Source organism: Pseudomonas sp. MMS21 TM103 (assembly GCF_022132145.1).
Classification (GTDB): Bacteria; Pseudomonadota; Gammaproteobacteria; order Pseudomonadales; family Pseudomonadaceae; genus Aquipseudomonas.
This window is the reverse complement of sequence record NZ_JAJISP010000002.1, coordinates 141,373-154,162: the sequence shown is the minus strand read 5'-3', so window position 1 is coordinate 154,162 and position 12,790 is coordinate 141,373. Positions and strand designations below refer to the sequence as shown.

Sequence of the window (12,790 nt, the reverse complement as noted above, 5' to 3'; positions counted from 1 at the left end):
GGCGTCATCTCTCTGCGGTAATCCTGTAGGCCACGCAATGCGGGGCCTACGCATGACCTATCAGGCACATTCGGTGGCGGTATTGAGGGTCAGCAGCACCCGGCCGTTCTCGACCTTGGCCTCATGCCGGTGCGCGCAACCGACGTCCGGCGCCACCGCTTCGCCGGAGTCGAGTTCGATCTGCCAGTTATGCAGCGGGCAGGCCACCCGCTTGCCGTAGACCAGACCCTGGGACAGCGGCCCGCCCTTGTGCGGGCAGCGATCGTCGAGGGCGAATACCTCATCGGTCGAGGTGCGAAAAATGGCGATGTCGCCCTTGGGGCCGGCGACTATGCGCGAGCCCAGCGGGTTGATTTCTTCCAGGGCGCAGATATCCAGCCAGCTCATGCTTGCACCTCCAGGTCGCGCAGGGCGATACGGTCGAATTCTTTCTTCAGTTGCGGTTTGGCTAGCTGCTCCTTCCACGGATCCTGCTCGAAGGACAGCGAGAACAGCAGGCGGTTGTGCAGTGCCTTGCGTTTTTCGGCATCTTCCAGCACGCCTTTCTTGATGTGCTCCATGCCGACGCGCTGCATGTAATGCACGGTGCGTTCGAGGTAGAAGGCTTCTTCGCGGTAGAGCTGGAGGAAGGCCAGGCTGTATTCCATGACTTCTTCGGCCGTTTTGAGCTTGACGAAGAACTCGCCGGCCTCGGTCTTGATCCCGCCGTTGCCGCCGATATACAGCTCCCAACCGGAATCGACACCAATGATGCCGACGTCCTTGATCCCCGATTCGGCGCAGTTGCGCGGGCAGCCGGAGACCGCCAGCTTGACCTTGTGCGGCGACCACATGTTGAACAGCGCGTGTTCCAGGTCGATGCCCATCTGCGTCGAGTTCTGCGTGCCGAAGCGGCAGAACTCACTGCCGACGCAGGTCTTCACGGTGCGGATGGACTTGCCATAGGCGTGACCGGACGGCATGTCGAGATCCTTCCACACGCCGGGCAGGTCGTCCTTCTTGATCCCCAGCAGGTCGATACGCTGACCGCCGGTGACCTTGACCATGGGCACGTTGTACTTGTCGGCCACGTCGGCGATGCGGCGCAGCTCAGAGGCATTGGTCACGCCGCCCCACATCCGCGGAATAACCGAGTAGGTGCCATCCTTCTGGATATTGGCGTGGGCGCGCTCGTTGATAAAGCGCGACTGCGGATCGTCCTTGGCCTCGCCCGGCCAGGTGGAAATCAGGTAGTAGTTCAGGGCCGGGCGACAGGTGGCGCAGCCATTCGGCGTGCTCCAGTTGAGGAAGGTCATGGCCGCCGGGATGCTGGTCAGGTGCTCTTCGCGGATGGCCTTGCGGATCTGCCCATGGTTGAGATCGCTGCAACCGCAGATGGCTTTCTCGCTCTTCGGCTTGACGTCCGCCGCGCCGCCCACGGTATTGATCAGAATCTGCTCGACCAGGCCGGCGCAGGAGCCACAGGAGCTGGCGGCCTTGGTGTGCTTTTTCACATCGTCGACGCTGAACAGGCCGTTTTCCTGAATGGCTTTGACGATGGTGCCCTTGCACACGCCGTTGCAGCCGCACACTTCCATGTCGTCAGGCATATTGGCGGTGCTGCTCTGGCCCTGGTGGCCGGCGTCGCCAATAGCGTTCTCGCCGAACATCAGGTGGTCGCGGATCTCGCTGACGTTGTGGTTCTCGCGGATCTGGCGGAAGTACCAGCCACCGTCGGCGGTGTCGCCGTACAGGCAGGCGCCGACCAGCACGTCGTCCCTGATCACCAGCTTCTTGTACACGCCGCCGATCGGGTCGGACAGGGTAATGGTCTCGGTACCTTCGGCGCCCATGAACTCGCCGGCGGAGAACAGGTCGATGCCGGTGACTTTCAGTTTGGTCGAGGTCACCGAGCCCTGGTAGCGGGCGAAACCGAGCTGGGCCAGGTGGTTGGCGCAGACCTTGGCCTGCTCGAACAGCGGCGCCACCAGGCCGTAGGCGATGCCGCGGTGGCTGGCGCATTCACCAATCGCGTAGACCCGCGGATCGTAGGTCTGCATGGTGTCGTTGACCAGGATGCCGCGATTGCAGGCGATCCCTGACTGTTCCGCCAGGTCGCTGTTGGGGCGAATGCCGGCGGCCATTACCACCAGGTCGGCGGGAATCACCTCACCGTCCTTGAATTTCACCGCGCAGACCCGGCCTTCACCGTTGTCCAGCAGCTCGGCGGTGTGCTTGGGCAGGAGGAATTTCAGGCCACGGTCTTCCAGCGATTGCTGGAGCAAACGACCGGCGGTAACGTCGAGTTGACGTTCCAGCAACCAGTCGCCGATATGTACCACGGTGACATCCATGCCGCGCAGCTTGAGGCCATTTGCCGCTTCCAGGCCGAGCAGGCCGCCGCCGATGACCACCGCATGCTTATGGGTCTTGGCGGTGTCCATCATCGTCTGGGTGTCGGCGATGTCGCGGTAGCCGATCACGCCGTCCAGGTCCTTGCCCGGTATCGGCAGGATAAAGGGGTTGGAGCCAGTGGCGATCAGCAGGCGATCGTATTCGGCTTCGCTGCCGTCATCGGCCACAACGACGCGGGCCTTGCGGTCGATCTGCACCACCTTGCGCCCGAGCAGCAGCCTGATGCCGTTGTCGGTGTACCAGTTGAGGTCGTTGAGCACGATCTCCTCGAAGGTCTGCTCGCCGGCCAGTACCGGGGAAAGCAGGATGCGGTTGTAGTTCGGGTGCGGCTCGGCGCCAAACACCGTGATGTCGTAGAGATCGGGAGCGAGCTTGATCAGCTCTTCGAGGGTACGCACTCCGGCCATGCCATTACCGATCATTACCAGCTTGAGTTTTTTCATGGTTCCTCACCGTCACGCATAACCGGAAAACAAAAAAGGCGTCCCGCTAGTCACCTAGCGAGGACGCCTTTGTCCAAGTCCCGTTCTCTCGGGAAGTGCGGCCTTCAACGTTGAAGAACACACTTTATTTAAATTTGCGAATATCAATGCAGGGCTTATGCCAACTTGGCAATTACCTGGATATTCACGGGCTAGAGCAGGGTCTGGCTGCTGGGTCGGTAGTTAATTGCACCTGTATAAGGCGTGTTGCGCCGTACTGGTGCGTTTGCGGAGTCACTTCAGCAGTAGGACCAGCAGGGCCAGATTCACCAGGAGGGACATCAGGGCCACGGTGCGCCAGACTTTCACCGGCTCGCGTTCGAGCAATGGCCGTGGCCTGCTGCTGAGTGATTGGCGCTCACCCTGTTCCAGGGCCAGCAACCACTCCTCGGCGGTCTCGTAGCGTTGCTTCGGGTCGGCGCTGACGGCGCGACTGAGGCTCTCGTCGATCCAGTTCGGCAAGTCGGGGCGATAGCGGCTGGCCGGCGTTGCGTTGCCGAAACGCGGATGCTGGAAGGCCTCGATCTCGCCATAGGGATAGTGACCGGTCAGCAGGTGGTAGAGGGTCACGCCCGCCGCATAGAGATCCTGCTGGGCGCTGGGCGCGATGCCGGTAAAGGCCTCAGGCGCAATGTAGCTGGGGGTGCCCGGCAGGTCATTAGGCTCATCGCGCGACAGGCCGGGGCAGTAGGCCAGACCGAAATCCAGCACCCGCAGTTCGCCGTCGTCGCCCCACAACAGGTTCTCCGGCTTGATGTCGCGGTGCAGAATGTTGCGCCGGTGCAGCATGCCCAGAGCCCGGACCAGGCGCGGGGCGAGATCCAGCCACTCGGGCAGGCCGAGAGGGCCGGATAGGCGAAGCTGTTCGGCCAGGGTCTGCCCGGCGTATTCACGCTGCAGGTAGTACAGGTGCTGGCGTTGCGGCAGGGGATGGACTTCGGCGAAGTAGCGCCCCGCCACTCGGCGCAAGAACCATTCTTCGAGCAGTAGGGCGGGGCCTGCCTGCGGCTCGTCGACGCGGCTGGCGGGTAGGGTCTTCAACAGCCAGCGGCGCGCCTGGCCATCGCGCACGCGGTAGATCAGCGATTGGCGCGACTCGGCCAGCAAGCGCTCGATCTGCCAGCCTTCAAACTCCTGGCCTTCGCGTAGTTTCGGCGGCAAGGGCCAATGCTCGAGTTGGGCGAGGGTATCGGCCAGGGCGCTTTCCGGTAGGCCGTCGATCCTCACCAGCAAGGCGCTGGCATTGTCCTGGCTGCCGGCCAGGTGCGCCGCGCTGACCAGCGCGCGGGTTGCGGCTGCCGGGTCTTGTTCATCGTGCAGGATGCGCTGGATCCCCGGGTCGCCGAGTGTCGCCCAGATGCCATCGCTGACCATCAGGAAGCTCTCGCCCTCGCGCAACTCACCGTCCAGGTAGTCGACCACCAGGTGCTGGTCCAGGCCCATGGCGCGTTTGAGCACATGCTGCATGCCCTGTTGTTCCCAGACGTGGTCTTCGCTGATGCGCTCGAGTTGGCCTGAGTGCCAGCGATAGGCTCTGCAGTCGCCGACATGCGCCAGGGTGAAGCGCCGGCCGCGCAGCACCAGGGCGGTGAGGGTGGTCAGCAACGGCTGGCCGCCCCCATTGGCTTGTAACCAGCGATTGTGCGCGACCAGCAGGCGATCCAGCGATTGCGCCACGGCCCAGGTTTCCGGGGTGGCGTAATAGTCCAGCGCCAGCGCTTGCAGGGTCGCGCGAGCGGCCAGGCCGCCGTCGGCGCATTGGCTGACGCCATCGGCCAGGGCAAACAGGTAGCCTTTGCTCGCGGCCAGGGCCGGAGCCGGGGTCACCACGCGAATGGCGTCCTGGTTCTCAGGGCGCGGGCCGGTAGCGCTGGCTTCGCCGAAGGTGAGTTGCAGGGCCATGGCGGCGTTCCTGAGGATGAAGGGTTGAGGCAAAGGCGGGGCCGGGGCATGGCTGCAGGGTTGGCCGTTGCCGGCTTCACCCATCGTTCCTGACCAGTGCGATTCAACTCTGCCAGTCAGCCCCGCCTTTGCCTCAATCCTCCCGGGGTTGGGCGCAGGGTGGATCGCACCTTGCCGATCCACCCTGCGCCATGCAATTACACTCGGGCTGCGGTCACTGCGGCCGAGCCCCAAGTGGTGCGCCAGCGGCGTTTGACGCTATACAGGCCGAACCAGGCCAGTACACCGAGGCTGGCAAAAAACCACAAGGCCAACTGGTAGTCGCCGGTCTGCTGCTTGATCGCCCCCAGGCCTGCGGCCAGGAGAAATCCGCCGATACCGCCGGCCATGCCGATCAAGCCGGTCATGACGCCAATCTCCCGACGAAAGCGCTGTGGCACCAGTTGGAACACAGCGCCATTGCCCGCACCCAGGCCGAGCATGGCGGTGACGAACAAGGCCAAAGCGGCAGTGGAGCTGGACAGATTGAAGCCGACGGCGGCGATGCTCAGCGAGGCGAGGGTATACATCATCAGCAGGGCGCGGATGCCACCAATGCGGTCGGCCAGGGCGCCGCCGAGCGGGCGCAGCAGGCTGCCGGCAAAGACGCATGCGGCGGTGTAGTAGCCGGCGGTCACCGGGCTAAGCCCGTATTGATCGCTGAAGTAACCGGGCAGGGCACTGGCCAGGCCGATGAAACCACCGAAGGTGACACTGTAGAAAAACATGAACCACCAGCTGTCGCGGTCGCCCAGGGCGCGCAAGTAGTCGGCCGCGGCCTTCGGCTTGGGCCGCTCAGGCGAGTTCTTCGCCATAAAGGCAAAGATCACCAAGGTCAGCAGCAACGGGATCAGCGCCCAGCCGAACACGTTCTGCCAGCCGAACAGCGCCGCCAGGCCCGGGGCGAACAAAGCGGCCAATACGGTGCCGGAATTGCCCGCGCCGGCGATGCCCATGGCTTTGCCCTGGTGCTGCGGCGGATACCACTGCGAGGCCAGCGGCAGGGCCACGGCAAAGGCGGCGCCGGCAAAACCGAGAAACAGGCCGAATAACAGTGCCTGCTCATAGGTTTGAATGCCGATCTGCCAGGCGCAGAACAACGCCACTATGACTACTACCTGGCCAATCAGGCCGGCCGTCTTGGGCGATAGCCGATCGGCCAGAAAACCCATGAGCAGGCGCAGTATGGCGCCTGCCAGGATCGGCGTGGCGACCATCAGGCCGCGTTGTTGCGCCGTCAGGTCGAGGTCGGTAGCAATTTGCACGGCCAGGGGGCCGAGGAGGTACCAGACCATGAAGCTCAAGTCGAAATAGAGGAAGGCGGCGAACAGTGTCGGTGTATGGCCGGCTTTCCAGAAACTGTTATTCATCGAATACCTCGTCAGCAAAAAAGGGTCCCGGCCAGTTATGGTTCGTCGTGGTCGTGGACACGGCGAACCGCAACTGGCCGGGGAGGCTATGCACTTGTGGTGCAAGGCCCTGCGGCCGAGGCCACAGCTGGGTTGAGAGAGTGACAAGCAGAACCTCTGGATCGCAGAGGAGCCACCATCCCCAGGCGTTGGGGCAGAAACTAAAAAACGCCGCGTCACCGTTCGCGCTTGGGCGAGGGTGAGGCGACGTCTTTGTCGTTCATGAGGGCAGCCGCCATTGGCTGCCTATGGCAATGTCTTAGCAAGACCCGAGCCAATAGAGGAACTCAACGGTTTCAGGGGATATCCAGGTAACGCCTGGTGCTGTTTGTGGTGCAAAAAGGAGCGTGATGCTTGTTTGTGCGCCGAGATGGGGCGGGATCGTCAGTTGAGGTGTGGCAGGCGACCGCTGTGGTCGATAGTTCTTTCACAACCTCTAGTGCACAGGCGCCAGCGCGGCTCCATTGGTCAGAAAGGCCTAAGGCTGCAGTTATGGTCTGAATCCGTGATCTGGGCTCTAAGTCGAGTATTTTTGAGAGGTTTTGATTTTTAGCCTTGACTTTTGCTTGATTGTTGTTTTTATCGCGGCACCTATACTTATAGTTGATCGAACAAGAGAAAAAAGGCCCATGTCGCTGCACCGGGCTGGAGGGCTCGTTCGCTGATGGCCGGGCGATTGCGATGCTGCAGAGGCGGCTACGCTAGATGGGAGGTACGTCATGAATAGGCACTATTACACCAGTGACAATCTCGACGATCTTGAAACCGTCGAGCAGGAGTTGGAGGCCAATGGCATCAGCACCGAGCAGATTCACGTGCTCAGTGAAAAGGACGCCGATGTCGAACAACATCACCTGCACGATGTGCCTTCCTTCATGAAGCAGGATGTCGTTCACTCCGGAGAGATTGGTGCAGTCGTCGGTGTGGTACTTGCCTCGCTGATGCTAGGTGGCGCCTACCTGCTGGGGTGGACCGCAACCGCTGCAGGGTGGGTGCCCTTTATCTTCCTGGCGATCGTGCTGCTGGGTTTCTGTACTTGGGAAGGTGGTTTTTTCGGCATCCAGGTGCCCAATACCCACTTCCGCCGTTTCAGGAAGAATCTCCAAGAGGGCAAGCACGTCTTTTTTGTCGATGTCGAGCCGGAACAGGAGGCCGTGCTGGAGCAGGTGGTCAACCATCATCCGCGGCTGCAGGTTGCCGGAACGGGCTCGGCGGCCCCGCACTGGATCGTGGCCTGGCTACACAGATGGCATCAGTTCAAGCGAACGATCTAGAGCCGTGATTACCGCAACCGCCGGGGTCATCAAGGTGACGGCGTGGTTAAGCCTTGGCCAAAGAAAAGCACCCGGCTGAGGAAAATGTAGTCCGCCTCGCTGACCATCAGCCCCACCAGTACCAGTAGGCACAGGGGCGGCACCAGAATGGCGTAGACCATGGCCAGGCGTTCCCAGGCCATGTGCATGAAGATGGCGACGATCAACCCGGCCTTCAGCAGCATGAAGGTGATGATCAGCGTCCACCTGAGGTAGCCGGCAAAGTGGAAGTAGTCGACCAGGTAGGAGAAGGTGCTGAGGACGAATAGCAGCCCCCAGATCTTCAGGTACAGGCTGATCGGATGCTGTTGTCCGGTGTGCGTCATGGCCAGTGCTCCTCTGCAGCGCTACCAGAGATAGAAGAAAGCGAAGATAAACACCCATACCAGGTCGACGAAGTGCCAGTACAGCCCGGCTATCTCGACGTTCTGGTAGTTGCCGGAACGCTCGTAGTCCCCGCGCCATACCTTCCGCGCAATGATGCACAGGTAGAGCACGCCGATCGACACGTGCAGACCGTGGAATCCGGTGATCATGAAAAAGCTCGCGCCGAATTGCGCCGCACCCATGGGGTTGCCCCAGGGGCGAACGCCTTCGGCGATCAGCTTGCTCCATTCGAACGCCTGCATGCTGACGAAGGCCACGCCACAGAAGGCGGTGGCCAGCATCAGGGCGGCGGTCCTGCCGCGGTTGCGGCGGTAGGCGTAGTTGACTGCCATGGCCATGGTGCCGCTGCTGCTGATCAGCACGAACGTCATGATGGCGATCAGGATCAGCGGGATGTGGTTGCCGGCGATGGTCAGGGCGAAGACTTCGCTGGTGTTCGGCCAGGGCTCGGTGCTGCTGATGCGCACCGCCATGTAGCCGGTCAGGAAACAGGTGAAGATAAAGGTGTCGCTGAGCAGGAAGATCCACATCATCGCCTTGCCCCAGGGCACCTGCTTGAACGCATCCTTATCCGACGACCAGTCGCGGGTGATGCCCTGCCAGCCCGCGGCAGATGCATCGGGTGCAAGCTCTGGGCGATCTATGGGTGTTGCTGAGTGCGCTGCCATGGCTTCACCTCAGGCCGCAGAATGCGGCGATGGCCTCATAGGTTTGCGGTGTACTGGTCAGCAGGGCGAAGAGCAGCAGCCAAAGCCCCAGCAGGTAATGCCAGTAGATGGCGCAGAGTTCGACGCTGCCGGCGAGCCGCGCCAGGGGCACGCGCCGCAGGAACTTGACCAGGGTTCTGCCCCAGGCCACCAGGCCGCCCAGCAGGTGCAGGCCGTGCAGGCCGGTCAGCAGGTAGAAGAAGCTGTTGGCCGGGTTGCTGGCGACGAAATAGCCCCAGGCGGCGAATAGCTGCCAGACCCAGAGTTGGCCCAGCAGGAAGGCGATCGCCAGCACGCCGCCGAGGGTGAAGCCGGCCAGCGTCGCCTGCGCGTTGCCCCGGCGGGCGGCCACCCGGGCCCACTGCAGGGCGATGCTGGCGCCTATCAGTGCGGCGCTATTCAGCCAGAGCGCGTTGGTCTGGGCCAGAGGCGCCAGCGGTTCGGTCAGGGGCTGCCAGTCGGGTACCTGCGAGCGGATGATGAAGGCGATCAGGAACAGCAGGAAGAGCGAACTGACCACCGCGAGCAACAGGCGCAGGCCGACTCTTGCCGTGCGTGCGCTATCCATCGCGGCAGGGCTGGGAATGCCCGCGCTGGGGTTCCAGCCGCCACTGGGCTCGAAGCTGTCGGTGTTCCTCAATAGCAGCCGGCTCATGGTCGTTCATCCGCTGGGGTGGTCTTGCTGTCGCGCTGACGCATACGCTCCAACTCCTCGGCGGACACCGTCTGCGGGACAAAATCCTGTTCGATTCCCGGCACGCTGTAGTCATAGGCCCAGCGGTGCACCACTGGCAGCTTGGTGCCCCAGTTGCCATGGACCGGCGGGGTTTGCGGCGTCTGCCATTCCAGGCTGGTGGCTTTCCAGGGATTGCCACCGGCGGGCTTGCCGTTGAAGGCGCTCCAGGCCAGGTTGACCAGGAACAGCAGCTGGGTCACGCCGACCGTCAGGGCGGCCACGGTGATGAAGGCGTTGAGGTCCTGCGCCGACTGCGGGATGAACGCATAGTCCTCGTAGGCGTAGTAGCGCCGCGGCATACCGAGGAAACCCAGGTAGTGCATGGGAAAGTAGATGGCGTAGGTGCCGAGGAAGGTGATCCAGAAATGCAGCTTACCCAGGCGCTCATTCATCATGCGCCCGGTTATTTTCGGGTACCAATGGTAGATGGCGCCGAACACCACCAGGATCGGCGCGACGCCCATGACCATGTGGAAGTGGGCAACCACGAAATAGGTGTCCGATAGCGGGATGTCGACGATCACATTGCCGAGAAACAGCCCGGTCAGGCCGCCGACCAGGAAGGTGAGGATAAAGGCCAGGGCGAACAGCATGGGCACGGTCAGGTGGATGTCGCCCTGCCACAGGGTCAGCACCCAGTTGTAGACCTTAAGCGCGGTCGGCACCGCGATGATCAAGGTGGTGGTGGCGAAGAAAAAGCCGAAGTAGGGGTTCATGCCGCTGACATACATGTGGTGCGCCCAGACCACGAAGCTGAGCACGCCAATCGCGACTATGGCCCAGACCATCATGCGGTAGCCGAAGATGTTCTTGCGTGCATGGGTGCTGATCAGGTCCGAGACCAGGCCGAAGGCAGGCAGGGCGACGATGTAGACCTCCGGGTGGCCGAAGAACCAGAACAGGTGCTGGAACAGGATCGGGCTGCCGCCCTGGTGCTCCAGTGACTGGCCCATCGAGATGATCGCCGGCATGAAGAAGCTGGTGCCCAGCAGCTTGTCGAACAGCATCATCACCGCGCTGACGAACAATGCCGGGAAGGCCAGCAGGGCCAGGATCGAGGCCATGAAGATGCCCCAGACCGACAGCGGCATGCGCATCAGGGTCATGCCATGGGTGCGCGCCTGCAGCACCGTGGTCACGTAGTTCAAGCCGCCCATGGTGGCGGCGACGATGAAAATCGCCAGGGACACCAGCATCAGCACGATGCCCCATTCGGTGCCCGGGGTGCCCTGGGTGATGGACTGCGGTGGGTAGAGGGTCCAGCCCGCACCGGTGGGGCCGCCGGGGGCGAAGAAGCTGGCGAGCAGGATAATTACCGAGAGCAGGTAGAACCAGTAGCTGAGCATGTTGACATAGGGGAAGACCATGTCGCGCGATCCCACCATCAGCGGGATCAGGTAGTTGCCGAAGCCGCCGAGGAACAGGGCGGTGAGCAGGTAGATGACCATGATCATGCCGTGCATGGTCATCGCCTGATAATAGGCGCCGGCGTCCATGAACCCGATACTGCCGGGGAAACCCAGTTGCATGCGCATCAGGCCGGACAAGACCAGGGCTATCAGGCCGACGAAGATCGCCGTCAAGGCATACTGAATGGCTATGACCTTGTGGTCCTGGCTCCAGATATAGCGGGTCAGGAAGCTCTTGGGTTCGTGTAGAGCCTCTGTTTCGACCTGTTCCGCGTAGGCCATCACATCATCCTCCGGGTGAGGGTTGAGTGCATATTGGCGGCTTAGGGTGCTGCTCCCGGTGTGCTGTCTCCGTCGCCGGCGGTGGATTTGATCAACGCGACCAAGGCGTCGAGTTCCTCATCCGTCAGTTCGAAGGCCGGCATGATCGGGGTAAATCCCTTGACGATCACCGCATTGGGATCGCGAATGGATTCCCTGAGATAGGCCTCGTCGACCACCACCGAGGTCCCGTCGTCCAGGCTCTCCGTTTTGCCGTACAGGCCATGCCACGTCGGCCCGACGCCCGGCTTGCCATCGACGCTGTGGCAGGTCAGGCAGCCGAGGGAACTGGCCAGTTGCCGGCCCTGCGCCGCCAGATCATCAGAGGCTGCCGCTGCGCCGGCTGGAGCCTGTTCGTCTGGCGTCGCGCCGCTGAGCGACTTGATCAGGGCGAGCAACGCATCCAGCTCCTCCTGCTTGAAAGTGTAGGGCACCATGACCGGCGGATAGCCTTGCACCAGCTTGGCCTTGGGCTCGAGGATCGATTCACTCAGGTAAGCCTCGTCGACCTGCACGCTGCTGCCGTCGGCCAGCCGCTCGGTGCGGCCATACAGGTCCTTCCAGCTCGGGCCTAAGCTGGCGCTGCCATCCAGGCTGTGGCAGGCCAGGCAGCCATAGTTCTGCGCCAACTGGCGGCCCTGCTCCAGCACGCTTTCACGGCTGGGTTTGGCGGCGCTACGCAGGGTCTGGGCAAAGGTCGGCTGGCTGTTCAGCCACTGCTCGAAGGCTGCGGGTTGCTCCACGATCATGTTGCCGCGCATATTGTAATGGGCCAGGCCGCAGTACTCGGCGCACAACACTTCATAGGTGCCGAGTTTGGTCGGGGTGAACCAGAAGTGGGAGACCATGCCGGGGACCATGTCCATCTTGCTGCGGATCTGTGGGATATAGAAATTGTGCAGCACGTCCTTGGAGCGCAGCAGTACCTTCACCGGTTGATCGAGCGGCAGGCGCACTTCATTGTTGCGGATAAGCACATCGTCCTGGCCGACCGGGTCATCGGGGTCGAGGCCGAAGGGGTTGGCGCTGTTGACCCATTTGATATCCGACTTGCCCAGCTTGCCGTCCTGGCCCGGGAAGCGAAAAGACCACTGCCACTGTTGGGCAACCACTTCCAGTACATGAGCGCCTTGCGGCACCCGGACGAAGTCGTGGTACACCACCAGGCCCGGTGCCAGCAGGCCGATGATGCCGACGCTGGTGACGCCGATTAACCACCATTCCAGCTTCTTGTTCTCGGGCTGATAGGCCGCCCGGCGTCCTTCTTTATGGCGGTACCGAATGATCGCCAGCGCCATGAACAGGGTGACGGCGATGAAGAAGATGCCGGTGATGAGCAGGGTGATAAACAGTGCGGCGTCTATCGAACCCCAGTTGGAGGCTGCCGCCGTTGCCTGCCAAGGGCTCAGTACATGGAACAGTACCGATGCCACAACGATTAGCACCAAGACAATTGCAAATACCATGTGTTTTGCATCCTGTTCCTGTCGCACACTGGCTACACAAACATCCTGCCAAACAGCAAGGTCGAATAAATTCGGCCAGCAATTCATCCTGCGTCGCGTCAGGCATTGGCAGTAGGCCGGCGAGCAACGCTGGGGGAAGTATAGGGGAGGAAAAGTCCCGCTGCCCAAGTCAACCGGAGGTGTACCAGGCGAGGGGTCGCCGGTCGGGCGGATTGGCCCTCCGCG

The 12,790-nt window shown here is 62.2% G+C and carries 10 protein-coding genes; 1 reads left to right on the top strand and 9 read right to left on the bottom strand.

Annotated features, from left to right (window positions below; translation table 11 throughout):
• Positions 1-60 precede the first annotated feature (60 nt).
• From nirD to LJY18_RS07770, 4 genes are all read right to left on the bottom strand, one after another.
• Positions 61-387 (bottom strand): nitrite reductase small subunit NirD, encoded by a 327-nt coding sequence (gene nirD, locus LJY18_RS07785; protein ID WP_238041251.1) that lies wholly within the window; start codon positions 385-387, stop codon positions 61-63.
• Positions 384-2,837: a nitrite reductase large subunit NirB gene (gene nirB / locus LJY18_RS07780; protein WP_238041250.1), complete on the bottom strand. Its 2,454-nt coding sequence runs from the start codon at positions 2,835-2,837 to the stop codon at positions 384-386. The genes nirD and nirB overlap by 4 nt, the downstream gene beginning before the upstream one ends.
• A gap of 273 nt (positions 2,838-3,110) precedes the next feature.
• The gene (locus LJY18_RS07775; RefSeq protein WP_238041249.1) at positions 3,111-4,778 is read right to left on the bottom strand and encodes a bifunctional protein-serine/threonine kinase/phosphatase; all 1,668 of its coding nucleotides are present in this window, start codon (positions 4,776-4,778) and stop codon (positions 3,111-3,113) included.
• A 197-nt stretch (positions 4,779-4,975) separates the two neighbouring features.
• Positions 4,976-6,187, bottom strand: coding sequence for a nitrate/nitrite transporter (locus tag LJY18_RS07770; protein WP_238041248.1), 1,212 nt, complete (start codon positions 6,185-6,187; stop codon positions 4,976-4,978).
• Positions 6,188-6,945: 758 nt separating this feature from the next.
• Between LJY18_RS07770 and LJY18_RS07765 the strand changes: the two genes are divergently transcribed.
• The gene (locus tag LJY18_RS07765; protein WP_238041247.1) at positions 6,946-7,500 is read left to right on the top strand and encodes a magnesium transporter; all 555 of its coding nucleotides are present in this window, start codon (positions 6,946-6,948) and stop codon (positions 7,498-7,500) included.
• A gap of 29 nt (positions 7,501-7,529) precedes the next feature.
• Here the strand turns inward: LJY18_RS07765 and LJY18_RS07760 are convergent, their stop codons facing one another.
• Genes LJY18_RS07760 through LJY18_RS07740 form a run of 5 tightly spaced genes read right to left on the bottom strand, consistent with a single transcriptional unit; the run spans position 7,530 to position 12,565 of the window.
• Positions 7,530-7,865 (bottom strand): cytochrome C oxidase subunit IV family protein, encoded by a 336-nt coding sequence (locus LJY18_RS07760; protein WP_238041246.1) that lies wholly within the window; start codon positions 7,863-7,865, stop codon positions 7,530-7,532.
• Positions 7,866-7,886: 21 nt separating this feature from the next.
• Positions 7,887-8,594 carry a heme-copper oxidase subunit III family protein gene (locus LJY18_RS07755; RefSeq protein ID WP_238041245.1) on the bottom strand — a complete coding sequence of 236 codons (708 nt, stop codon included), beginning with the start codon at positions 8,592-8,594 and terminating at the stop codon, positions 7,887-7,889.
• A 4-nt stretch (positions 8,595-8,598) separates the two neighbouring features.
• On the bottom strand, positions 8,599-9,288 hold the full coding sequence (locus LJY18_RS07750) for a cytochrome c oxidase subunit 3 (RefSeq protein ID WP_238041244.1): 690 nt from the start codon (positions 9,286-9,288) through the stop codon (positions 8,599-8,601).
• On the bottom strand, positions 9,285-11,060 hold the full coding sequence (gene ctaD, locus LJY18_RS07745) for a cytochrome c oxidase subunit I (protein WP_238041243.1): 1,776 nt from the start codon (positions 11,058-11,060) through the stop codon (positions 9,285-9,287). The genes LJY18_RS07750 and ctaD overlap by 4 nt, the downstream gene beginning before the upstream one ends.
• Positions 11,061-11,101: 41 nt before the next feature.
• Entirely contained in the window at positions 11,102-12,565 is a 1,464-nt protein-coding gene (locus tag LJY18_RS07740; RefSeq protein WP_238041242.1) for a c-type cytochrome, read from the bottom strand.
• Between the last annotated feature and the right edge of the window lie 225 nt (positions 12,566-12,790).